Origin of the sequence: Mycobacterium appelbergii (genome assembly GCF_032883035.1) — a bacterium.
Classification (GTDB): Bacteria; Actinomycetota; Actinomycetes; order Mycobacteriales; family Mycobacteriaceae; genus Mycobacterium; species Mycobacterium appelbergii.
Map to the genome: position 1 here is coordinate 311,458 of NZ_JAMQTH010000008.1, position 23,847 is coordinate 335,304.

Annotated in this window: 20 protein-coding genes; 9 read left to right on the forward strand and 11 right to left on the reverse strand. The window is 67.0% G+C overall.

Annotated elements, in window-relative coordinates:
• From M1247_RS20380 to M1247_RS20390, 3 genes are all read left to right on the forward strand, one after another.
• Positions 1-1,512, forward strand: a complete 1,512-nt coding sequence (locus tag M1247_RS20380; protein ID WP_317158194.1) for a YifB family Mg chelatase-like AAA ATPase — start codon at positions 1-3, stop codon at positions 1,510-1,512.
• Entirely contained in the window at positions 1,509-2,633 is a 1,125-nt protein-coding gene (gene dprA / locus M1247_RS20385) for a DNA-processing protein DprA (protein ID WP_317158195.1), read from the forward strand. The genes M1247_RS20380 and dprA overlap by 4 nt, the downstream gene beginning before the upstream one ends.
• A gap of 80 nt (positions 2,634-2,713) precedes the next feature.
• Positions 2,714-3,292 carry a HutD/Ves family protein gene (locus tag M1247_RS20390; protein ID WP_317158196.1) on the forward strand — a complete coding sequence of 193 codons (579 nt, stop codon included), beginning with the start codon at positions 2,714-2,716 and terminating at the stop codon, positions 3,290-3,292.
• Here the strand turns inward: M1247_RS20390 and hutI are convergent.
• The 4 genes from hutI to hutU are packed head-to-tail and all read right to left on the reverse strand — an operon-like array spanning position 3,278 to position 8,716.
• The gene (hutI, locus tag M1247_RS20395) at positions 3,278-4,453 is read right to left on the reverse strand and encodes an imidazolonepropionase (RefSeq protein ID WP_317158197.1); all 1,176 of its coding nucleotides are present in this window, start codon (positions 4,451-4,453) and stop codon (positions 3,278-3,280) included. The two genes, M1247_RS20390 and hutI, sit on opposite strands and share 15 nt — an antisense overlap.
• Complete coding sequence (locus tag M1247_RS20400; RefSeq protein WP_317158198.1) at positions 4,450-5,823, reverse strand: formimidoylglutamate deiminase; 1,374 nt, start codon at positions 5,821-5,823, stop codon at positions 4,450-4,452. The genes hutI and M1247_RS20400 overlap by 4 nt, the downstream gene beginning before the upstream one ends.
• Positions 5,820-7,049, reverse strand: coding sequence for an allantoate amidohydrolase (locus tag M1247_RS20405; protein ID WP_317158199.1), 1,230 nt, complete (start codon positions 7,047-7,049; stop codon positions 5,820-5,822). The genes M1247_RS20400 and M1247_RS20405 overlap by 4 nt, the downstream gene beginning before the upstream one ends.
• Positions 7,046-8,716 (reverse strand): urocanate hydratase, encoded by a 1,671-nt coding sequence (hutU, locus tag M1247_RS20410; protein WP_317158200.1) that lies wholly within the window; start codon positions 8,714-8,716, stop codon positions 7,046-7,048. Before hutU ends, M1247_RS20405 begins: the two co-directional genes overlap by 4 nt.
• Positions 8,717-8,837: 121 nt before the next feature.
• Here hutU and M1247_RS20415 point away from each other — a divergent pair, with 121 nt between their 5' ends.
• The 6 genes from M1247_RS20415 (at position 8,838) to M1247_RS20440 (ending at position 15,078) form a co-directional block, all read left to right on the forward strand.
• A complete protein-coding gene (locus M1247_RS20415; RefSeq protein ID WP_317158201.1) occupies positions 8,838-9,626 on the forward strand; it encodes an IclR family transcriptional regulator in 789 nt (262 codons plus the stop codon).
• 298 nt (positions 9,627-9,924) lie between these two features.
• Entirely contained in the window at positions 9,925-11,103 is a 1,179-nt protein-coding gene (locus tag M1247_RS20420) for a CaiB/BaiF CoA transferase family protein (RefSeq protein ID WP_317158202.1), read from the forward strand.
• A gap of 10 nt (positions 11,104-11,113) precedes the next feature.
• The gene (locus tag M1247_RS20425) at positions 11,114-11,893 is read left to right on the forward strand and encodes an enoyl-CoA hydratase-related protein (RefSeq protein ID WP_317158203.1); all 780 of its coding nucleotides are present in this window, start codon (positions 11,114-11,116) and stop codon (positions 11,891-11,893) included.
• 25 nt (positions 11,894-11,918) lie between these two features.
• On the forward strand, positions 11,919-13,280 hold the full coding sequence (locus M1247_RS20430; protein ID WP_317158204.1) for an MFS transporter: 1,362 nt from the start codon (positions 11,919-11,921) through the stop codon (positions 13,278-13,280).
• 21 nt (positions 13,281-13,301) lie between these two features.
• Positions 13,302-14,192 (forward strand): LysR substrate-binding domain-containing protein, encoded by an 891-nt coding sequence (locus M1247_RS20435; protein ID WP_410506907.1) that lies wholly within the window; start codon positions 13,302-13,304, stop codon positions 14,190-14,192.
• Between the two features lie 106 nt (positions 14,193-14,298).
• On the forward strand, positions 14,299-15,078 hold the full coding sequence (locus tag M1247_RS20440) for an enoyl-CoA hydratase-related protein (protein ID WP_317158206.1): 780 nt from the start codon (positions 14,299-14,301) through the stop codon (positions 15,076-15,078).
• A 46-nt stretch (positions 15,079-15,124) separates the two neighbouring features.
• Here M1247_RS20440 and M1247_RS20445 read toward each other — a convergent pair whose 3' ends face one another.
• The 7 genes from M1247_RS20445 to M1247_RS20475 all read right to left on the reverse strand — a co-directional run bounded on the left by M1247_RS20445 (position 15,125) and on the right by M1247_RS20475 (position 23,811).
• Positions 15,125-16,228, reverse strand: a complete 1,104-nt coding sequence (locus M1247_RS20445; protein ID WP_317158207.1) for an aminotransferase class I/II-fold pyridoxal phosphate-dependent enzyme — start codon at positions 16,226-16,228, stop codon at positions 15,125-15,127.
• The gene (hutH, locus tag M1247_RS20450; RefSeq protein ID WP_317158208.1) at positions 16,225-17,799 is read right to left on the reverse strand and encodes a histidine ammonia-lyase; all 1,575 of its coding nucleotides are present in this window, start codon (positions 17,797-17,799) and stop codon (positions 16,225-16,227) included. The genes M1247_RS20445 and hutH overlap by 4 nt, the downstream gene beginning before the upstream one ends.
• Positions 17,800-17,884: 85 nt before the next feature.
• Positions 17,885-19,093: an alpha-hydroxy acid oxidase gene (locus tag M1247_RS20455; protein WP_317158209.1), complete on the reverse strand. Its 1,209-nt coding sequence runs from the start codon at positions 19,091-19,093 to the stop codon at positions 17,885-17,887.
• Positions 19,090-20,532: a purine-cytosine permease family protein gene (locus M1247_RS20460; protein ID WP_317158210.1), complete on the reverse strand. Its 1,443-nt coding sequence runs from the start codon at positions 20,530-20,532 to the stop codon at positions 19,090-19,092. Before M1247_RS20460 ends, M1247_RS20455 begins: the two co-directional genes overlap by 4 nt.
• A 63-nt stretch (positions 20,533-20,595) precedes the next feature.
• Positions 20,596-21,933: a histidinol dehydrogenase gene (gene hisD / locus M1247_RS20465; protein ID WP_317158211.1), complete on the reverse strand. Its 1,338-nt coding sequence runs from the start codon at positions 21,931-21,933 to the stop codon at positions 20,596-20,598.
• Between the two features lie 139 nt (positions 21,934-22,072).
• A complete protein-coding gene (locus M1247_RS20470) occupies positions 22,073-22,801 on the reverse strand; it encodes an SDR family NAD(P)-dependent oxidoreductase (RefSeq protein WP_317158212.1) in 729 nt (242 codons plus the stop codon).
• Positions 22,798-23,811 carry a zinc-dependent alcohol dehydrogenase gene (locus tag M1247_RS20475; RefSeq protein WP_317158213.1) on the reverse strand — a complete coding sequence of 338 codons (1,014 nt, stop codon included), beginning with the start codon at positions 23,809-23,811 and terminating at the stop codon, positions 22,798-22,800. The genes M1247_RS20470 and M1247_RS20475 overlap by 4 nt, the downstream gene beginning before the upstream one ends.
• Positions 23,812-23,847 lie beyond the last annotated feature (36 nt).

The window sequence follows — 23,847 nt, forward strand, 5'->3', positions numbered from 1 at the left end:
ATGGGTTTGGGAAGAGCATATTCCGTGGCAGTTCGCGGACTCGACGGAGTGATTGTGGAGATCGAGGCTGATATCACTTCAGGGCTGCCGGGCGTGCATCTGGTCGGGCTGCCCGACACCGCGCTGCAGGAGTCGCGGGACCGGGTCCGCGCCGCGATCACCAACTGCGGTGGCACTTGGCCGATGTCGCGGCTGACGTTGGCATTGTCGCCGGCGACGTTGCGAAAGGTCGGTTCGGCCTACGACCTGGCCATCGCGAGCACGGTGCTGTCCGCGCACACCAAGGCGGAATGGCCGCGGCTGGAGAAGACGGTGCTCCTTGGTGAGTTGGCTCTTGACGGCCGGGTGCGGCCGATCACCGGCGTTCTGCCGTCGGTGCTCACGGCGAAACAGGAAGGGTGGCAGGCCGTGGTGGTTCCGGTCGACAACCTCGCCGAGGCAAGTTTGATCGACGGTATCGAAGTGTTGGGCGTGCGTACCTTGGGCCAGCTGAAGGCCTGGTTCGAGGGGAAGGCGCAGTTGTACGGCCGGATCACCGCGGCTGAGCTGGCTCCGGAGCCGGCCGCTGACCTCGCCGACGTGGTCGGCCAGTCACACGCCCGCTATGCGGTCGAGGTGGCCGCCGCCGGAGCGCACCACCTCATGCTCACCGGACCGCCTGGCATCGGAAAAACGATGCTGGCTCAACGGCTTCCGGGTCTGCTACCACCGCTGTCGCACGGCGAATCACTGGAGGTGACCGCGATCCATTCGGTGGCGGGGTTGTTGACAGGTGATACCCCGCTGATCACCCAGTCGCCTTTTGTCGCGCCGCACCACACCTCGAGCGTGGCTGCCCTGGTGGGAGGCGGCAGCGGGCTGGCCCGCCCCGGTGCGGTCAGCCGGGCCCACCGCGGTGTGCTGTTTCTCGACGAGTTCGCCGAGATGGGCGCCAGCGCACTGGAAGCACTGCGAACGCCGTTGGAAGACGGTGAAATCCGATTGGCCCGCCGCGACGGGGTGGCGTGTTACCCGGCCCGCTTCCAGCTGGTGCTGGCGGCCAACCCGTGCCCGTGCGCACCGCCGAACCCGGTCGACTGCGTCTGTTCCGCTCAGGCCAGGCTGCGTTATCGAGGCAAACTGTCGGGGCCGTTGGTGGACCGGGTGGACCTGCGCGTCGAGTTGCACCCGGTCAGTGCACACGCATTTGCACCGGACGCGGGGGAGTGCAGCGCGACGGTCCGCCAACGCGTGTCAGCGGCCCGCCAGGCCGCCGAAGAGAGATGGCGGCCCTACGGCATCCGGACCAACGCCGAGGTCGGTGGCCCGCTGCTGCGGCGCAAGTTCAGGTTGCCCCGGGCCACGATGCAGCCTTTGCGGACTTCGCTCGAGCGTGGCCTGATCAGCATGCGAGGCGCGGACCGGTGTTTGAGGGTGTCGTGGACCTTGGCTGATCTCGCAGGCCGCAACTCGCCCGCTCTCGCAGATGTCGCGGGTGCGTTGAGCTTTCGCCAGGCCGGGGGTGTGGCATGACTGACGAGGTGCGCCGCGCGTGGGCATATCTTTCGCGGGTGGCCGAACCGCCGTGTCCGCAGCTGAGCGCTCTGGTCGCCCAGGTCGGTCCACTCGAGGCGGCAGCCAAGGTGAAGGCCGGAGAGGTGAAGCCCGGCTTGGCGCGTTGGGTGGACGCGCGGCGGGAGTTGGATTGTGCTGCCGATGATCTCGACATCCTGGACCGGCTGGGCGGCCGGTTGATCACGCCCGACGACGTCGAATGGCCGCTGTTGTCTTTCATGGCGTTTGAGGGGGTGGTGCGCAAACGGTCGAACGGCCACCCGCCGTTGGTGTTGTGGGCCATCGGGCCGGCGCGGCTCGACGAGGTCACCGGGCGTGCCGCGGCGATCGTCGGCACCCGCGCGGCCACCGCCTACGGCGAGCACGTGGCCGCCGAACTGGCGGCGGGTCTGGCCGAGCGGGACGTCACGGTGCTTTCGGGCGGTGCCTATGGAATCGATGGTGCGGCGCACCGTGCCGCGCTGGCCTGCGACGGGGTCACCGTCGCCGTGGTGGCCGGTGGTATCGACAACCCGTACCCGGCGGGCCACAGTGCGTTGTTCCGTCGGATACGTGAAGACTGCCTGCTGATCAGCGAATACCCGCCCGGAGTGCCGCCGGGTCGACTGCGGTTCCTCACCCGCAATCGCCTGGTAGCCGCGTTGTCCGGGGCGACGGTGGTGGTCGAGGCGGGCTTGCGCAGCGGGGCTGCCAACACGGCCGCGTGGGCCAAAGATCTCGGTAGACCGGTCTGTGCGGTGCCCGGCCCGGTGACCTCGGCCGCATCTGCGGGCTGCCACGCACTGCTGCGCACTGGCGCCAATCTGGTCAGCCGCGCGGCGGACATAGTGGAACTCGCCGGACGCGTCGGTGAACTCGCGTCCGAGGAGCCGCATCCGGTCGGGCCGCTTGATGGCCTGGCGGACGGCGAACGCCAGATCTATGACGCATTACCCGCCCGTGGCGCCCACACCGTCGACGAGATCGCAGTGGCGGCCGGCGTGCCCCCGCACCATGTGCTCGGCCCGCTGGCGATGTTGGAGGTCGCCGGGTTGGTGATCAGCGACGGTGGCTGTTGGCGGTTGAGCAGGCGCCGGTAGTGGCCGGGCCTTCTCGGATCTCGGACGGATCTTGTGCTTGAGGCGTTGGCGGGGTGCCGTTCGGGCGGTGTGATGACAGCATGTCGACTTCAGCTCACCCCGAATTGGTCCGCTTCGCTGACTGCACTGACCAGCCGTGGGCGAATGGCGGTGGCAGCACGCGAGTGATCGCAGTCGGAGGTGATTCGCCGGGCGGCACGTTCGATTGGCGCTTGAGCATCGCATCGGTGACAAGCGGTGCCTTCTCCCGGTTTCCGAGGATCGACCGGGTGATCGTGCTGGCCGAGGGGCCGCCCATGACGTTGACGATTGACGGCGAGGAGCACCTGCTTGAGCCGTTTCGTCCGAAACGGTTCGCGGGAGAGGCGGTGGTGACGTGCGAGACACCGCAACCGTCGTTCGACTTCAACGTGATGACCCGTCGCCAGGTGTGCACGGCGGAGGTCAGCATCCGCGTCGGCTCCGGTCATGTCAGCACCTCACCGGGCACCCTGACGGTCATCGTGGTGCTGGCGGGGTCGGCTACCGTTCGATCAGCCGATGGCCACGTCGCAGAACTGGGTCGATTCGACAGCGTGAGGTTGTCGAGCGCAGCTGATTTCAGCGTCGAACCGCAGGGGCGCGTGGCCCTCGTACGGGTGACGTCAGCCGCGCGCTGAGGTGTGCCCGCCGAGGACGGTGTCTCCGATGAGGTCGACCCCGGGCCGGTAGGCGAGGTGCAGATAGGTGGGTGCCTGCAGCTGCACGAAGTCGGCCCGGTTGCCGGGAGCGAGCATGCCGATATCGTTACGGCGCAAGGCTGCTGCGCCGCCGGCAGTGGCCGCCCACAGCGCCTCTGCCGGGGTGAGGTGCATGTCGCGCACGGCCAGCGCGATGCAGAACGGCATGCTGGTGGTGTAGCTACTACCGGGGTTGCAGTCCGTCGCCAGCGCCACCGTCACCCCGGCGTCGAGGAAGCGGCGCCCGTCGGGCCATTGTGCGCGGGTACTGAATTCGGCACCCGGCAGCAGGGTGGCGACCGTCGAACCGCCGGCGAGGGCGTCGATGTCGTCGTCAGTGGCGTAGGTGCAGTGATCGACCGAAGCCGCATCGAGGTCGACGGCGAGCTTGATGCCCCCGCCGGGGCCGAGCTGGCCGGCGTGCAGCCGTGGCTGCAGCCCGCGGTCGATCCCGGCGGTCAGGATCGCGCGCGCCTCGTCGACGTCGAAGGCGCCGCGGTCGCAGAAGACGTCGATCCATCGGGCATGGGGGGCGCATGCCGCAAGCATCGCCGTACATACCAGGTCGACGTATTCGTCACGCCGAGTGTTGTATTCGGGAGGTACGACATGGGCGCCGAGGAAAGTGGTTTCGGTGGTGAAGGTGCGCGCCACGCGCAGGCTTCTGAGTTCGTCTTCGACGTTGAGCCCGTAGCCGCTCTTGGTTTCGAACGTGGTCACCCCGGCGTCGTGCAGTTCCCGGGCGAGTCGGGCGACGTTGGCGGCCAGCACGTCGTCGGTGGCAGCGCGGGTTGCCCGGACAGTGGTGGCGATGCCGCCGCCGTCGTAGGGTTGCCCGGCCATGCGGGCGGCGAACTCTGCGGCGCGGTCGCCGTCGAAAACGAGGTGGGCGTGGCTGTCGACGAAGCCGGGGATGACCGCGCGGTGCTGGCAGTCGACGCGCCGATCGGCGGCCGGGGCTTCGGCCCGTGGCCCGACCCACGCAATCTGTGCATCGTCGACGAGAAGTGCGGCCTCGGTGAGGATTCCGAGTTTACTGTGGTCGCCTTGAGTGGGGTCGTTGGTGACCAGTTCGCCGATGTTGTCGTAGAGCACTGTCATGGCGTTCTCCGGATCGGTTCGTCGTCGAACAGGGCGGTGATGCTGCGGCCGAGCTCACGTGCGGGTTGTTCGATGGTGGTGTGGCGGCGGTCGGTGACCACGGCCCGGCCGCCGATGATGACGTCGGTGACGTCGGACGCGGTGGCGGCGAAGACGGCGGTTTCGGCGGCGGCAGGGCTGCCGGTGGTACGGATGGAGTCCAGGTCGACAGCGATGAGATCGGCGCGTTGGCCGACGCTCAGGTGCCCGGCATCGCGGAATCCCAGGGCCTGGTGGCCGTTGGCGGTAGCCGCGGTCAGCAGGTCGGCGGCGGTGAACAGGCCGCGTTCGCGGCGGGCGAGGCGTTCATCGAGTTCGACGCCGCGGGCTTCTTCGAACAGGTCGATGACGGCGTGACTGTCGGAGCCGAGGCTGAACAGCCCGGCTGCCTGCATCAGGGCCGTGGCGGGCCCGATGCCGTCGCCGAGGTCGCGTTCTGTGGTGGGGCAGAAGCAGACTCCGGTGACGGTGGTGTCCAGGTCGGTGATGTCGGCGTCGGTGAGATGGGTGGCGTGCACGGCGGTGGTGCGCGGTCCCAGTGCGCCATTGTCGCGCAGCAGCGCGGTGGGGGTGCAGCCGTGCACGGCCAGGCACTGGTCGATTTCGCCGGTCTGCTCCGAGGAGTGCACGTGCAGCGGTGCATCGTGGCCCGCGGCCCAGTCGACGACCGCACCCATGTGTTCGGTGGGCACCCCGCGCACCGAGTGCAGGGCGGCGCCGACCACGACGTCGCCGGCGTCGGCGTAGTGCTGGTGCAGGGTTTCGACGCGTTCGGCCCATCGCAGCCCCGTGTGGTCACCGAAGCGTTGTTGCGGGCCGTCGGCCAACGGCGATCCGTCCACGGCCGAACTGAGGTAACAGGTATCGAGTAGGGCGATGCGCAGCCCGGCGTCCCGGGCCGCGGCCACCAGCGCGTGGCCCATGGCGTTGGCATCGGCGTAGGGGGTGCCGTCGTGATCGTGGTGCAGGTAGTGGAATTCGCCGACGCAGGTGATGCCGGCCAGGACCATTTCGGCGTAGACACCGCGGGCCAGGTGGTAGTAGGTGTCGGGGGTCAGCCGGTCGGCGGCCTGATACATCAGATTTCGCCAGGTCCAGAACGTGCCGCGGTCGCGCTGGGTGCGTGAGCGCAGCGCGCGGTGGAACGCGTGTGAATGCGCATTCGCCAGCCCCGGCAATACCAGCCCGGTCAGCACTGTATCGCCGTCGCGGCGGTCGGTGTCGGTGGTGACGGCGGTGATGTAGCCGTCGGTGACCTCGACGGTGACCGCGTCGGCGACGGTGTCACCGCCGAGCCAGGCATGCTGACACCAGTGCCGGGCCGTGGTCATCCGCTGATCCAGTCGGCCATGACGGCCGCGAGCGCATCGGCACCGAGTCGGCAGTCGCTGATCTCGGCGTACTCGTCGGGCGAGTGCGAAATGCCGGTGGGGTTGCGCACGAACAACATCGCCGTCGGCAGCACCGCTGACAGGACGCCGGCGTCGTGGCCGGCGGCGGTGGGCAGCACCGGTAGTTCCCCGAACTGTGGCGTGAGGATCCGTTGGATGCGATCCCGCGGTTCATCCGGGAAATGAACAGCGGGCGAGACGGATTCGACGTCCACCTGGACAGCGGTCTTGTCGATTCCGGCGTTGCGTGCGGCATCGGCGGTGATGTCATCGACCAGGGCGCGCAAGGTGTCCTCATCGGCGGCGCGGGCGTCCAGCCACGCCAACACCTCTGACGGGATGGCATTGGCGCCATTGGGGGTGACGCGTACCTTGCCGAAGGTGGCGACCGCCTCGTGGGCAGCTGCGCGGGCGCGGGCATCGTGCACGGAGGTGGCGAAGGTCAGCATGGGGTCACGCCGATCGACCAGCCGAGTGGCCCCGGCGTGATTGGCTTCCCCGCAGAACGAGAACTGCCAGCGGCCGTGTGGCCAGATCGCCGACGCCACTGCCAGCGGCTTGTCGACGAGATCCAGTGCGCGGCCCTGCTCGACATGCAATTCGACATACACACCGACCCGCCTGGTCAAGGTGGGATCGGCGCCGACATGCTTGGGATCGCGGCCTGCGGCGGCCATCGCCTCAGCCAGGGTGGTGCCATCGGCGTCACGGAGCCCCAGCGCGCGTTCGGCGGTCACCGCGCCCGCCGAGAGCTGCGACCCGACACACGCGACCCCGAACCGGGCCCCTTCCTCGTCGGAGAACGCGGCCACGGCCACCGGCCGACGCGGGGTCACACCGGTGCGCTGCAGTGTGTCGATGGCGGCGAAAGCGGTGATGATTCCGAGTGGTCCGTCGAAGGCGCCGCCGTCGGGCACGGAGTCCAGGTGTGACCCGGTGACAAAGGCGTCCTCGGGGTCACCGGTGTGGCCGGGCGGTAGCCACCAGGCCCACAGGTTGCCGTTGCGGTCCTCTTCGACGCTCATGCCGCGTTGCGCCGCTTCGCCGGTGAACCATTCCCGCAACGTGAGATCTGCAGTGCTCCAAGCGAATCGACGATAGCCGCCGCTGGCGGGGACGCGGCCCACTTCGAGGATCGACTCCCACAGCGAGTCGAACGTGCTCATTTGGTGTCCTGCATGGGGATCCGGACACCGCGTTCGACGGCAACCTTGTTGGCGTGCTCGTAGCCGGCGTCGGCGTGGCGGATGACGCCCATCGCCGGATCGTTGGTCAGCACGCGCTCCAATTTGCGTGCGGCCAGCTCGCTGCCGTCGGCGACGCAGACCTGCCCGGCATGGATGGAGCGTCCGATACCGACGCCACCGCCGTGGTGAATGGACACCCAGGAGGCGCCGGAGGCGGTGTTGACCAACGCGTTGAGCAGCGGCCAGTCGGCGATCGCGTCGGAGCCGTCGGCCATCGCCTCGGTCTCGCGGTAAGGGGAGGCCACCGAGCCGGAGTCCAAGTGGTCGCGGCCGATGACGATCGGTGCCGACAACTCACCGGAGGCCACCATCTCATTGAACTTCAGGCCGGCCCGGTGCCGCTCGCCGTAGCCGAGCCAGCAGATCCGGGCGGGCAGCCCCTCGTACTCCACCTTCTCCTCGGCCATGGTGATCCAGCGACGCAGGTGCTCGTTGTCGGGGAACAGTTCCAGAATGGCGCGGTCGGTGGCCTCGATGTCCTTGGGATCACCCGAGAGCGCAACCCACCGGAACGGGCCGAGGCCTTCCTCGAACTGCGGGCGGATGTAGGCGGGCACGAAGCCGGGGAATTCGAATGCCCGGTCGTAACCGGCCTTGCGGGCCTCGTCGCGGATGGAGTTGCCGTAGTCGAACACCTCGGCGCCGCGGTCCTTGAAGCCGACCATGGCCTCGACGTGCCGCGCCATGGACGCCTGGGCCTGCTCGGTGAAATAGCCGGGGTCCTTGTCGGATATCTTGGCCATGTCCTCGAACGCAATCCCGAGGGGCAGATACGACAACGGGTCATGGGCGGAGGTCTGGTCGGTGACGATGTCGATGGGCGCTTCGCGGGCCAGCAGTTCCGGAAACACCTCGGCGGCGTTGCCCACCAGACCGATCGACAGCGGCCGCTTGGCGTCGCGGGCTTCGATGGCCTGGCGCAACGCGTCGTCGAGGTCGGCGGCCTTGGTGTCGAGGTAGCGGCGCGCGATGCGCCGGTCGATGCGGCTCTCGTCGCAGTCGACGCAGATCGCCACGCCCTCGTTCATCGTGACTGCCAGCGGCTGGGCGCCACCCATGCCTCCGACACCGGCAGTCAGCGTGATCGTGCCTGCCAATGTTCCATTGAACCGCTTCTTGGCCACCGCGCCGAACGTCTCGAAGGTGCCCTGAAGGATGCCCTGGGTGCCGATGTAGATCCATGATCCGGCGGTCATCTGCCCGTACATGATCAGCCCGGCGGCTTCCAGTTCGCGGAAGTACGCCCAGTTGGCCCAGTCGCCCACGAGGTTGGAGTTGGCGATGAGCACCCGCGGGGCCCACTCATTGGTACGTAGGATGCCGACCGGCTTGCCCGACTGCACCAGCAGCGTCTCGTCGTTCTCGAGGTCGCGCAAACTGGCCACGATTGCGTCGAACGCCTGCCAGCTGCGCGCCGCGCGTCCGGTGCCGCCGTAGACGACGAGTTTCTCGGGGTGTTCGGCAACCTCGGGGTCGAGGTTGTTGCACAGCATGCGCAGTACGGCTTCCTGTTGCCAACCCTTGCAGGACAAGGTGTTTCCGCGGGCCGCCCGCACAGTGCGGGCTCCGGAGGTCTGCTCGGTCATGGGGCTTCCTTAGAACGGGCGGGTAAAGCCTTGTTGGTATTCAGCACACCGCATCCGATCGCTTTGCCGTAGACCCGTTCCCGCGATATCGTCTCGTATCCGAGACATGGAGGTGAAGTAGGTGTCAAGCGCCTCCCCGGCCGTGGGCCGATCACTGAAAGTGCTGCTCGCGCTGGCAGCGCGCACCGGGCCGGTCAGCGCGGCGACCCTGGCCCGCGAGATCGGCATTCCCCGTTCCACCGTCTATCACCTGCTGGAAGTCCTCATCGAGCACCACTTCGTGGTGCATCTACCGGATCAGCGCGGCTATGGGCTGGGAGTGGCGGCATTCGAGGTCGGTTCGGCCTACATGCGTCATGAACCGCTGGAATTGCTTGCCCGGCCGGTGCTGCGCCGGTTGGTCGATTCGGTGGGTGAGACCGCGCATCTGGGCGTGCTGCATGGCGCGGAGACGCTGTACCTGATCAAGGAGCAACCCGCGGTGGCCCGGGTGCCCGTGACGTTGGTGACCGATGTCGGTGTCCGGTTGCCGGCCCAGCTGACCGCCAGCGGCCGGTCGATCCTGGCGCATCTGCCTGCTGCCCAGGTGCGCGCGCTGTTTCCGGGAAGCCCCGCGTTCGTGGTCCGCACGGGGCACGGTCCGGCGTCGTTGCCGCAACTTCGGCAACTGCTGGCCGCCGAACGGGCCAAGGGCTGGGCCGAGGAAGACGGCATGATCACCGAGGGATTGCACTCGGTGGCCGCATGCGCGTTCGACCACTCCAGTCGCCCGATTGCCGCGATCAGCGTGACGCGGCGCGTCGACCGATCCGCCATCGCGGTCGAGGAGCTGGTCCGCGCGGTGCGTCACGCGGCGCAACAGTTGACCTGGGCGATGTCAGGGGTGGCGCCGACCGGCTGGTTCGACTGACCGACAGGTACCGATTCGTCTCGACGGCGGCGAGAGTTCTTTGCGCAGAATGTGTTTCGCCGATCTTCGGGTGCCGGTAGGAGGCACCTCATTCGGCATGGCCATAAGACCGGACGCAGCTCATCTGTGGATCGAGGCTAACTGCTGGTCAAGTGGTGCCTTTACAAAAAGTTAAAGCTGCCGGCAAATATTGTCGATTGTTTTCGGCGGAAACGTCTCCTTAACTTGATCTCAACGGACGAACACACCCGTGAAGAAATCAGGAGAAATGTTCCGAGAAAGTATGCGTGGAATTCGCGTGCTCGATTTTGCGCACGTCGTCGCCGGCCCTTTGTGCACGATGACCCTCGCCGATCTGGGGGCCGACGTCATCAAAATCGAGCCGCCGACCGGTGAGATCGGACGTCGGATCGGGCCCCCCTGGCTCGCTGGGCGCAGTGTGATCTCACTCAGCATGAATCGGAACAAGCGCAGTCTGGCAATTGATCTGAAGACACCGGCCGGGCTGGATGCAGTTTGCCGCATGGCGCGGCAGGCCGATGTGGTGGTGGAAAGCTTTCGGCCCGGCGTGATGGCGTCATTGGGCCTTGGTTACGACACGTTGGCTGCGAACAATCCCGCCCTGGTGTACTGCTCGATTTCCGCGTTCGGTCAGACCGGTCCCGCGAGCGACCGGCCGGGTGTGGACGGAATCATGCAGGCCGTTACCGGGCTGATGAGTACGCTCGGGGATTCCGGCTCCGGCCCAGCGAAGGTCCAGGTTCCGGTGGCCGACATGGTTACCGGATACCTCGCGTCGATCGCGGTGTTGGCTGCTCTGCACGAGGTGCGGGACAGTGGGCGCGGGCAGCAACTCGACGTATCTCTGTACAACGCGACGATCCTGTTGCAACAGACGGGTCTTGCGTCGTACTTCGCCTCGGGTGCCGAACCGCAGCGGCTGGGCAGTGCGGCACCGTACGCGGCGCCGAACGAAGCGTTCCCCACCTCCGACGGGTGGATCATGATCGCCGCCTACGACCCTGCCCGGTGGACCGCGCTGTGCGACGTGCTCGACGCGTCGGACTTGCACACGGATCCCCGCTTCGCCACGAATGACTGTCGTGTCCGCAACCGATCCGCGTTGCGCCATGAGATCGGTCGCCTGTTGGCCGACCGCACCACGCGCTCATGGCTTGATCTGTTGTCTGCGAGGGACATTCTGTGCGCGCCCGTCAACGGATACGACGACGTCGTCGCATCCGAGGAGTTTCGTGCGAGTGGTCTCGATCAGGTGGTAGGTGTCATCCGGTCTCCGGGCTTCGTGCTCGGTCCGTCGCAGCCGCCCGCGCCTGCGGACCAGGCCGCACCCATGCTGGGGGAGAACTCGGCCGAGATCCTCGCAGATTACGGGCTTTCCGAGTCGGAAGTGGCGCTGTTAACCGACTCCGGCGTCATCACTGACGTCCGTCCGCGACCTCGCAGTGCCGCGAGCTGAGGAGGTTTCAATGAATGTACCGGTCCACACAGATATTTCGGACGGCGTATTCACCCTTTCACTGGACGCCCCGCATACCGGGAACGCGTTGGACACCACCATGGTGGGCGCCATCGCCGATGCGCTCGAGCACGCCAGTATTCATCCGGCTGTGCACTGTGTGCTGATCCGGTCGACCGGAGCACATTTTTGTACCGGCGGCAATGTCAAGGACATGGCCCGCGGGGCGGATCTGATGGCCGGAACCGTCGTCGAGGTTCAGGAGCGACTCCGGACGGGATTGCACCGCATCACCCGCGCGTTGCGCGCCCTCGAGGTGCCGGCCGTTGCCGCGGTCAACGGGTCCGCCGTCGGTGCTGGTTTCGATCTAGCCCTCATGTGTGACATACGCATCGCCGCACAGTCGGCGCGGTTCGCCGAGAGCTTTCTGCGGCTGGGCCTCGTATCCGGCATCGGCGGCGCGTGGTTCCTGGCCCGGATCGTCGGTGTCGCCAAGGCGATGGAGTTGACGCTCACCAGTGAGTTCATCTCCGCAGATACCGCACGCGAGTTGCAGATCGTTTCCCGGATCGTGCCGGACGACGAACTCGATGCCCAGTGCAGTGCGGTGGCGCGAGCGATTGCGGCGAACCCACCACAGGCTTTGCGCATGGCAAAACGTCTCGTACGGGAATCAGCGGAGTCAGGGCTCACTGCGTCCCTGGAGATTGCCGCATCGATGCAGGCGATCCTGCTGTGCGGTGACGAGCACCGGACCACGGTGCAGCAGTTCCTGGAGAACAGAAAGTAAATTGTGATCTCAACGAGGAGATGCCGTGTCAGATAAAAGATCTCGGGACTCGATCGGGCGCATTCTGGTCACATCGAGCACCGGTGCGATGCTCGAGTACTACGACTTCTTCGTGTACGCCGCTCTCACGGGGACGCTCACCGAGCTGTTCCTGCCGGCCCAGGACAAGGCCGTCGCGACGCTGCTCGCTGCGGCGACTTTCGGTGTGTCGTACCTGGCCCGGCCGTTGGGCACCGTGATCTTCAGCCCGATGGCTGACCGCATCGGCCGGAAGAAGACCTTCGTCGTCACGCTCGCGCTCATGGGTGTGGCGACGGTGTCGATCGGTTGCCTGCCCACCTACGCCGCAATCGGCGTGTGGGCACCGGCGATGTTGCTGTTCTTGCGGGTGGTCCAGGGTGTGGGGCTGGGCGGTGAGTATGGCTCGGCGGTCGTTTATGTCACGGAGCACGCCCCAGCGGAGCGACGCGGCCGCTATACCAGCGTGCTGCAGGGCACCGCGACTGTCGGACTGCTGATTGCGCTCGTGCTGGTATCGCTGCTCAAGGCGACGTTGACCGCGGACGCATTCATGAGCTGGGGCTGGCGCGTCCCGTTCCTGATCTCCGCGCCGATCGTCATGGTTGCCACATTGATCCGGCTGCGGATGCGAGAAACCCCGGTATTCACCGCACTTCAGGTATCAGGGCAGGTATCGAAATCGCCGCTGCTCGATACCGTCCGCACCTGGAAGTCGTGGAAGTCCATCCTGCTGGCCACGTTCGGCGCCCAGGGTGCCACCTCAGTCACGCTCTACACGTCGATCGTCTACATGCTTTATTTCCTCCAGACCGTGCTCAAGGTCGACCAGAGCCACACCAATATGTGCCTGGCAGTGGCAATTATCGTTGCGGCCCCGTGCTACCCATTGTTCGGAGCACTTTCGGACCGCATCGGTCGCTCCCGGGTCATGCTCGCCGGCATTGTGCTGTGGATGGTGGCTGTCTATCCCGCCTTCTCGGCCATCCGCGGCGCTGTCCAATCCTCATCGTGGGCTGCTGTTACGGCAGTGATCGCGGTGCTCGCCGTCCTCACGGCGATGGTGATGGCCCCGCTACCGGCGTTCATCACGGAGCAGTTCCCGCCGCAGACCCGCACCACCGGTTTCGGTTTCGCCCAGCAACTGGGCAACATCCTGTTCGGCGGTTTCCTCCCGCTCATCAGCCTCTCCCTCGTCGACTTCACGGGTAACCAGCTGGCTGGTGTCGGCTACTCAGTCGCCTCGCTCGTGCCGTGTCTGGCGGTGACGTTGTGCTGGGGTCTGCGCTCGGAACGGTCGCGGCGAAACGAGGTTGCGGCCGCAGCACAACCGCTCCTGGTGCGTCCCACTCAGCCCCAGACTCTGTGATGCCGAGTAAAGTGCGTGGACGTGTCGGCTCGCCGGGATCCGCTTCCGCCACTGAACCCGACCAGGGTGTTCGAGGTGACAGGACGGTTGCTGAGCATCTCGAAGGCCGCGGCGGAACTGTCTGTCACTCCTGCCGCAGTGAGTCGGCAGATCCGTGCGTTGGAGCACTTCCTGAGGGTGCCGTTGTTCAACCGCGTACACGGTGGTCTGGAGCTGACACCTGCCGGTGTACGTTTTCTCGCCGAGATCGGGCCGCTCTTCACGGCCCTGGAGATCGCCACGGAAGCGGTGCGGCCCGGCTCTCGGGGAACGATCTTGAAAATCCGGTCTCCCGCGACGTTTGCGGTGCGGTGGCTGATTCCGCGCTTCGCGAGTTTCCACCGTCTGCACCCCGACATCGACGTCCAGCTGACTACGTCGCCGGCGCCGATCGACTTGGATCGCGAAGATCTGGACGCAGGCTTCCAACTCGGCGACGGCAACTGGCCCAGTCTGTGCGCACAACCGCTCATCCCCAACGAACTCGTTCCGGTCGTCGCGCCGGCGACCCACGCTGCGCTCACCGATCCCGCAGACTTGGCCGATGCCACGTTGCTGCACTCCCTGGCCCGGATGGACGACTGGGCGCAATGGCTGGCGGCCGCCGGAGTCCGCGCATCCAATGCGTACAGCGGGATGAAATACGAGACATCGCTGCTGGCGTACCAAGCTGCCATCGAGGGACACGGTGTGGCGATTGCGCAAAAAGCGCTTGTTGCAAAGGAACTCGGCGACGGTACGCTGGTGACTCCGTTCCCCGATACCCTCGATCTAGGTCCGCACACGTACTACTTCGTCTGGCATGCGCGACGTCGACAATCTCCGGCTCTCACGGCGTTCCGCGAGTGGCTCAAGGCTGCGGTCGACGACTGAGAACCGTCCCACTGCCGGAGGTGACCGAGGTGTGCCCGCTGGACCAGCTTGGCACTGCCGGCAGTGTTGACGATAGACGGTCCGCCATCTTCGCGGCGGTAATGGCATGACTGCCTATACGATGATCGAGATCGAGCGCCCCGCAGAGGGTGTGGGTCTGATCCGCCTCAACCGGCCCGGTGCGCTCAATGCGCTCAATCATCGGGTGGAAGCCGAAGTAATACGCGCTGCCCGCGTATTCGATACCGACCCTGAAGTCGGCGCCATCGTGGTGACTGGTTCCGAGCGCGCCTTCGCGGCCGGTGCCGACATCGCGGAAATGGTCAGCCTTACGCCGGAAGCGGCGAAAGCACGGAAGCTACTCGCCGGTTGGGACTCGCTGTCCGAGATTCGCAAGCCGATCATCGCCGCAGTGTCCGGATACGCCCTCGGCGGCGGCTGTGAGCTCGCCATGCTCTGCGATCTCGTCATGTCCTCGGACACCGCAAGGTTCGGCCAACCCGAGATAACGCTCGGCATCCTCCCCGGCCTGGGCGGAACGCAGCGGCTCACGCGGGCGATCGGGAAAGCCAAGGCCATGGACCTGTGCCTCACCGGCCGGACCCTGACCGCCGAGGAGGCCGAGAGAGTCGGGCTGGTAAGCCGGGTTGTTCCGGCCGCCGATCTGATGGAGGAAACGCTGGCCGTGGCGCAGCTCATCGCGCGCATGTCCCGACCAGCAAGCCGAGCGGTGAAAAGGGCGGTGAACGAGGCGTTCGAATCGACCCTGGCCGAGGGTATCCGACACGAACGCGAGGCATTCTTCGGCCGGTTCGGAACGCACGATCAAAGGGAGGGGATGAACGCATTCCTCGAAAAGCGCACTCCGCGGTTCTCGGACACTTGACGACGAACAACGAGAACCGCGACGCGCAGTGACGCTCACCCCGTCGTCAACGCCGACGGAGTAGTGGCGGCACGTCGATGCTGTCGATCGCGGCCAGTACGGCGTCCTCGGCGTCGCGGTCACCGACGGTGACACGCACCCCCTCACCGCGGAAGGCACGCACCGAAACGCCTTGGGACACACAGGCTTGCTCAAGTTCGGTGGCACGTGACCCGACGGGCAACCAGACGAAGTTGGCGCCGCTGACCGGAGTGTGCAGTCCGCGCCCGGCGGCTTCGGTGCGCAGGTATTCGCGGCTGTCACGGACCACGTCGATGATGCGACCGGTGTGGCCGGTGTCGGCCCAGGCAGCCCGGGCACCGGCTTCGGCGAGCAGGCTGAGCCCGAAGGGCGGTGCTGCGGCGCGCACGTTGTCGGCGATGTCGGGATGGGCGATCATATAGCCGGCGCGCAGGCCGGCCAATCCGTACGCCTTGGAAAAGGTCCGGAACACAACGACGTTGGGATACCGGCGGACCAGGCTGAGCCCGTCGATCGGGGTGGTGGCGAACTCCTGGTAGGCCTCGTCGAGCAGCACCAGCACGTTGCTGGGCACCGAGGTGATGATTCGTTCGATCTCGGTGCGCGGCAGCTCTGTCCCGGTGGGGTTGTTCGGGTTGCACACGATGATCGCCCGGGTGGCCGGAGTGATCGCGGCCACCATGGCGTCGACGTCGTGCGTGTGGTTCGCATCCAGTGCCACCGGGACGGGGGTGGCTCCGACGACACCGATGAGAATCGGATAGGCCTCGTAGCTGCGCCAGGCATGGACGACTTCTGTTGCGGCCCCGGTGTATGCGGCCAGCGTGTGCTGCAGGAGCGCCAGCGAACCGCCGCCGACCACGATCTGCTCGGGCGCGACCTGTAGCCGGGCGCTGAGGTCGGCGATGAGCAGATCGCCTTGCAGCGACGGATAGAGATGAGCGTGCGCAGCCGCCTCGGCGATGGCTTGCTGGACCAGCGGCGAAGGCGGCACCGTCGATTCGTTGGACGATGCACGCCGGCGAACCTGGTCGAGTCCCGCGGCCCGCGAGTATCGGGGCAGTCCGGCCACGACGGCGCGAGGCCGCACGGTGGGTCGGGCGTGGTGGGCGGGAACGGGATTGGTCACTGCAGTGCGCCGATCGCGCCCTCAGCGGCCGCCACCAGCGCGCCACTGCGGGCCAGGTCGACGACCGCGGCGATCTCCGGAGCCAGGTAGCGGTCGGTGCCGGGGCCTGGCACGTGTTCGCGGACGGCGGCAATGACGGCCGCCGTGGCCGGAGCGGGGGTCAGGGGCGTGCGCAGATCGAGGGCGCGTGCGGCAGTGAGCACTTCGACGGCCAGTACCCGCGTGAGTCCGTCGATCGCTCGCCGCAGTTTGCGTGCCGCCGACCAACCCATCGACACGTGGTCCTCTTGCATCGCCGAGGACGGGATGGAGTCGACGCTGGCGGGGGCGGCCAGGCGCTTGAGTTCGGAGACGATGCCGGCCTGGGTGTACTGGGCGATCATGTGACCGCTGTCGACGCCGGGATCATCGGCCAGGAACGCGTTCAGGCCGTGGTTGCGCGCCGGATCGAGGAACCGGTCGGTGCGCCGCTCGCTGATGGAGGCAAGGTCGGCGATCACGATGGCCAGGAAGTCGAGCACGTAGGCCACCGGGGCACCGTGGAAGTTGCCGTTGGACTCCACCCGGCCGTCGAGAGTCACCACGGGATTGTCGATCGCGCTGGCCAATTCGCGTTGGGCGACCAGCCGGGCATGATCGGCGGTGTCGCGGGCCGCGCCGGCGACCTGCGGGGCGCAGCGCAACGAGTAGGCATCCTGGACCACGGTGCAGTCGTCGGTCTTGTGGCTGGCCACGATGGCCGAATCGGCAAGCAGTCGTGTCATATTCGCCGCCGCCAGTGCCTGGCCGGGGTGCGGTCGCAACGCCTGCAGGTCGGCGGCGAACACCCGCTCGGTGCCCAGCAGACCTTCGACGCTCATCGCCGCCGCCACGTCGGCCAGCCGCAGCAACGCGTCGAGGTCGGTCAGCGCGAGGACCAGTTGGCCGAGCATCCCGTCGGTACCGTTGATCAGGGCCAGGCCTTCTTTTTCGGCAAGGATCACCGGCTGCAGGCCGTGCGCGGCCAGCGCTTCCGCCGCGGGCCGGAGCTCACCGTCGCGGGTGCGGACCTCGCCCTCGCCGATCAGGGCCAGCGCCACGTGGGCCAGCGGGGCCAGGTCGCCCGAGCAGCCGAGGCTGCCGTACTCGTAGACGACCGGTGTCAGGCCTGCCGTCAGCAGATCGGCGTAGGCCCGGACCACCTCCGGTCGCACGCCGGTACGCCCGGTGGCCAGCGTGGACAGGCGCAGCAACATCAATGCCCGCACGACCTCGCGTTCCACCTCCGCGCCCGAACCGGCCGCATGTGAACGAATCAGACTGCGCTGCAACTGTGTTCGTAGTTCTTGCGGAATATGACGGGTGGCCAGGGCGCCGAATCCGGTGGACACCCCGTACACCGGGGACGGGTTGGCGGCCAGGGCGTCGATGCGCATCCGGCTTTCGGAGACGGCAGTCATCGCCTCGTCAGACAGTTGCACTGCCGCGTCGTTGCGGGCGACCGCGACGACGTCGGCGAAACTGACCGGCCCGATCCCCACCGTGACGACAGAGGTGGATTTCGGCGCGGTGTTCGGAGAGGTCAGTGTCATCGAAATCTCTACCTTCTGTCTTGTATTGCAGACTTAAGTCTCGCAGTGAAATGGTAGTGCGGGTGGGCACTCTGGTGGTTGCCGGTCAGCGATGTTGCAGCAGCGTGGTGCCGCGTCTGCGTAGTTCGTCGACGCTGTTGACGCCGAGTAGTGCCATGGTCCGGGCGAACTGATCCGACAGCAGCTCGATCACTTTGTCGACCCCGGCGCGACCGCCGGCGACCAAACCCCAGAGGTAAGGCCGGCCGATGAACGCGGCGTCGGCCCCCAGGGCCAGCGCGGTGGCGATGTCGGCGCCATGGCGTACGCCGGAGTCGACGAAGACCGCGAAGCCCGGGCCCGCGGCCTCGCGCACGGGCGCGACCAGATCGATGGGCGCCACGGTGCGGTCGAGTTGGCGACCCCCGTGGTTGGACAGGTGCACGCCGTCGACGCCGAGGTCGCGGGCGCGAATGGCATCGTCCGGGCCGAGCGGGCCCTTCAGTACGACAGGCCCGGGCCACAGCTCGCGGATGCGAGCCAGATCCTCCCACGACACCGACGGGTCGAACTGTTTGGTGATGTTGTCGATGGTGTAGCCGCCGCCGGCGGTCACATTCGCGAATTGCAGTGCGGGGCTGGCCAGCATCTTCGTCCAGTACCCGGGACGTATGCCGATGTCGACGAGTCCCTTGAGGGTCAGTTGCGGGGGGATCGTCAGCCCGTTTCGCACGTCGCGCACCCGGTACCCGGACACGGCGGTGTCGACGGCGATCTCCAATACCCGGTACCCGGCGGCCGCCGCGCGGGTCACCAGCCGTGCGGTGAGGTCGCGGTCCTTCCAGATGTACAGCTGAAACCACCGGTCGGTACCGCCGCTTTCAGGATGGGTGGCCAGGGCTTCCACTGAGGTCGACGCCATCGTGGACAGCACGTACGGGATGCCTGCGCGGGCGGCCGAACCGGCGACCGCCGGTTCTCCCGCGGTCGAGATCATCCGGGTGTAACCGGTGGGCGCCAGTCCCAACGGCAGCGCACTGCGTCGGCCCAGCAGGCTGGTGGAGGCGTCGACCGACGCCACGTCCACCAGCACGCTCGGCGTGAAGCGCCACCGGCGGAACGCGTCGACGTTGTCGGCCAGGGTCAGTTCCTCGTCGGCACCGCCGTCGACATAGTCGGCCACCGGGCGGGGCAGGCGTCGGCGCGCAAGGCGGTGTAGGTCTTCGACGGTCTTGCAGGCATCGAGGCGGGCTGCTCGGCGATCGAGCCGGGGCGGCTTGACCTGGATCAAGGCGCGGACTTCGCAGGCTTTCATACGGGAGCTGCGTTCTGGTCGCCTGCGGCGGCCGCAGCCTGTGGGCTCGGGGAGGAGGGGATGGCGAAGGTGGGCTCGGGATACCCGGACCGGTTGGGATAGCGCTTCATCAAGAAGATGTACAGACCGCCTGCGACGAAGATGCCGAGGATCCACGAGATGTCTGCGCCGTCAAGCCAGTTTGCCACCGGGCCCGTATAGAAGGGGCTCGCGATGAACGGAATTTCGACGAGGATGCCGACCAGGTAGGCGGTCATGGCGCGCCAATCCACTCCGCCGTAGTGCCCGCGCGGGTTGAACATGTCGTCGATGCTGTAGCGCTCCTTGCGGATGACGTAGAAGTCGGCCAGGTTGATCGACGTCCACGGGATCAGGAAGTACGCCAGCAGCAGGATGAAGTTGCTGAAGTTGGTGAGGAAGTTGTCCTTGCCGACGAGCCCGATCGTGGTGGCGACCGCAGCGACGACGACGATCAGCACTGCGCGCATGAGTGCGGAGACCTTCATCTTGAAGACCGAGTTCAGCACGGTCGTGGTCGACATGAACATCCCGTACAGATTCAGCGAGTTCACCCCGATGACCCCGGCAATGATGATCAGGAAGAACAGGGCGTGCCATCCGGCGGCCTGGTCGACGATGAAGTCGACCGACCCTCCGTCGAACGCATCACCGGCGACGGCCGTCGCGGTCGCGCCGAATGAGAACATGAACATCGTCGAGAGCACCGCACCGGCGTAGGTGAACCAGAACGAGGCGCGCACCGAGGTGTCGGCGGGCAGGTAGCGCGAGTAGTCGGCGACATACGGTGCGTAGGTCAGCTGCCAGGTGGCTGCGATCGCGGTCGCGGCCAGGAACAGTGCCCAGGAGAAGTCACCCGTGTGCCACACGGCGCTGAGGTCATTCGTCGACACCAACCGGTAGCTCAGGTAGAGGAAGGCCAGGCCGGCGATCACCGACAGCCACTTTTCCGAAGCATGGATGAGGCGATATCCGAATATGGCAAGCGCAGCGGTCACCGCGGCGACAACGATGATCGACGCGTCGATGTTGACCCCGGTCAGGCTGGAGAACGCCGCCCCTCCTTGCACGGCGGTGGTGGCGAAGTAACCGAGGTACATCAGGATCACCAGGATCAGCGGCAGGACGGCTCCGTAGAACCCGAACTGGGCGCGGCTCTGGATCATCTGCGGGATGCCGAGGATCGGTCCCTGCGCGGAGTGCAGCGCCATGAAGATCGCACCGATGAGGTTGCCGACCAGGGAAGCCAGCAGCGCCCACGGCAGCGAGAGCCCGATCGCCACCGAGATGGCGCCCGCGGCGATCGCGGTGACCTGAAGATTGGCGCCGAACCACAAGGTGAAGAGGCTGCGGGCCCGGCCGTGGCGTTCGTGGTGGGGAACGTACTCGATCGAACGCTGTTCGGGGTTGAGGACGGACATTGGTCAGTTCCTTCGTTGGGCCGTGCGGCGCGCCGCGGGGCGGGAGTGCTGTCGGGCCACGGGTCAGCGGCGTTCGAGCCGGCGGGTGACGGCGAACTCGTGGGCGGGGAAACCCTCGTGCCGGGTGAAGGCGATGACGGTGTCCGCCATGCGCTTGAGGGCTTCGGGGGTCGACTTGGCCACGGCGGTGCGTTTGCGGAACGCATCGGCGGTCACGCCGCTACTGACCTTGGCGTATCCGCTGGTCGGTAGCGCGGCGGGGCAACCGATGATGAAGTTGGCCATCGACACCGTGGTGTGCTGGCCGATCAGGATCTCGCCGGCATCGACGATCAGGTCCAATACGTGCTCCTCATCGCGGACCGCGATCTGCATGTGCTCGGGGGCGAAGACATTGGCGACCTCTGCGGACTCCTCGACCGAGGTGGTCAGCACGGCTCCGCCGTTCTTCCCGAGCGCCAGCCGAGCGTACTCGGCGCGGTTGTCCGGCAGGTCGAGCAGTTGCTTGGCGACCTCGGTCTGCACTGCGTCGATGAGGGCCTGACTGTCGGTGACGAACACGCTGGTCGAGTCGGGGCCGTGTTCGGCCTCATTGAGCAGGTCGGCGGCCAGCAGGTAGGGGTCTGCGGAGTCGTCGGCCAGGATGAGCGATTCGCTCGGTCCCAGCAGCATGACGCTGACGGTGCCATAACGCTGCACCTCGACCTGGGCACACGTGACGGGCGGGCTACCCGGCCCACACACCTTGCGGACCTGCGGCACGCTCTCGGTGCCGAATGCCAGCGCGGCGATACCGGCCGGGCCGTTGGCCCGGAAGACGTCGTGGATACCGAGTTCGTCCGCAACGACCAGCACCGCGGGGTCAACCTCCCCGTCGCCACCGGGGATGGGCGGCACCACGACGGCGATCTTCTGCACGCCCGCCACCACCGCCGGTGCACCCAGCTGGGCCATCACCGAGGGGTAGGAGCCCTTGCCACTGGGGACGAACAACCCGGCGCTGGCGATCGCGGTCACCTTCTCGCCGACGGTCAGGCCGGGTTCGCTCTCGAAGCTCCAGTCGCCGTGCGCGGTCAGCTGCTCGTTGAACGCCTTCAGGTGCGCCAGCAGGTCGCGGATCGCCTCCAGCAGTTCCGGGCTGATTTTTTCGCGCGCGCTGACGAACTCCTCAGGGGAGACGCGGATCCGGTCCGGGGTGATGGAGATCTTGTCGAACTTCTCCAGAGCGCGGATCAGGGCGGCGTCACCGTTCTGGCGCACGTCTTCGATGATCTCCAGTACCCCTTCGCGCAGCTCGGGGTCGAAGATCTTCGCGCTGCCGCGGTCGACGAGATCGGCGCGATCGGCGGCTGACATCGCCTGCCAAAGGCCGCGCTCGAGAAGGGGTCGGTCGGTTGACATGTGCATGGCTCCCAATGGTTCGGCGACTGAGGGTGAGGCGGGTATCACCAACGCTGTTCGTCTTGTATACGAGACTTTGATCTGGAGTGCAAGACTTTATGGGTAATTGGTTGCCGAGGCTCGGGCGTGTGGTCCGCGCTCAGAGGTTGGCTGCGCCGGCGATCGGTATCACCGCACCGGTGAGGAACGGTGCCTGGTTCGACAGCAGGAAAGCGACGGTGGTGGCGATGTCGGTGGCTTCGCCAAACCGCCCGGCGGGGACCCGGGCGAGCAGTTCGGCGCTGACTTCCGGGTCGTCCAGGTATTGCGCGGTCATGTTGGTGCGGAAGTAGCCCGGGCATACGCACGTGACGGTGAGGCCGTCACCACTCCATTCCATCGCCAGCGTGCCCGCGAGCGCTGCAGCGGCGGCCTTGCTGGCGTTGTAGTCGGCGAAATGCGCCTCCGGGCGCATGGCGTTCACCGAGGCGTTGACCACGATCGCTCCCGGTCGGGACACGGTGCGATGGGCAGCCTGGGCGCCGTTGAGGATGCCGACCACGTTGACATCCAGGACGCGGCGGAACGTGTCGGGATCGAGTTGCTCGGCGGGCTTGGCTTCGCCGTCGATGCCGGCGTTGAGGAAGACGCCGTCGAGTCCGCCGAACGCGTCGACGGCGTCGTCGAATGCCCGGTTCGTTGCGGCGGTATCGGCGGCATCGGCGACGCTGCCGCCGGCCGCGGCGGAGCGCTCGAGGGCGCCGGACACGGAGTGTTCCCGGGTGCCGGTGACCCACACCCGATGGCCTTCGGCGGTGAGGTGCCGGGCGCACATTTCTCCGATACCGCTGGTCCCCCCGGTGACGAGGTATCGGCGTGACGTCGTCATCGGGTGCACCTGATCAGTACTTTGATGGCTTCGCGCATGCCCCCGTCGGACACGAAGGCCGGGACGTCGGCGAGGTCGACGGTGTGGGTGACGATCGCGTTGTAGCGGCCGGGTTGTGCGGCCAGCGCGGCCAGGGCTTCGTCGACGTGGCGGTCGTCGAAGCCGACGCTGCCGACCACATGCAGGCTGTGCTCGACAATGGTCGCCGGCATGACGGTGGCTGAGGCGTGGCCGAGCGCGATGAGCAGGACGGACCCGCCGAATGCTGCGGCATCGATGGCGGCGGTCAATGAGCCGTCGTAGCCGGCGGCGTCGATCACCACGGAATACCGTGCCGCATCCGTCAGGTCAGCGACCCGGGCACCCTGTGCGCGGGCGAGGTCGGCCCGTCGGCTGTTCGGTTCCACGACGGTGACGGAAGCTTCGGGCCATCGGCGGGACATCTCGGCATGGGTGAGGGCCCCGATCGGCCCATAGCCGAGAATGGCCACCGTCTCGGGGGACTCGACGGGAAGCTGATCGATCGCGCACATGACGACGGCCAGGGGTTCGGCCAGTGCCGCATCGGCGGTGTCCAGCCCGGCAGGCACCTGGTACAGACTGTCTCCCGGGATGACCATCGCGCCGGCGTAACCACCCGGGCGGGCCTCGCCGAGCCATTGCAGGTCTTGGCTGAGCCGGTCGGCCTGCATGCGGCCGTCAACGACCCGGCAGGGGATCCGGGAGTCGGCCACCACCTGGTCGCCGGCTGCGAAACCGGAGTGTCGCGACTGACGCACCCGACCGGAGACCTCGTGCCCGAGCGTGGCCGGCCAATAAGCCACCCAGTCCCCGGTCTGGAGCACGTGGAGGTCAGACCCGCAGATCCCGGCGTAGTCGACATCGATCAACACGTCGCCGTCGGCGAGGTCGGCCAGCTCGCGGGTGCCGACGGTCAAAGACAAGTCCTTGCTCAACAGCAACGCTGTGGTGTGTACCGGCTGGCCGCGGGTCTCTGTTATCCAAGACATTGGTCTTGAATACCAGACGTCGTGGGAAAGCGGAAC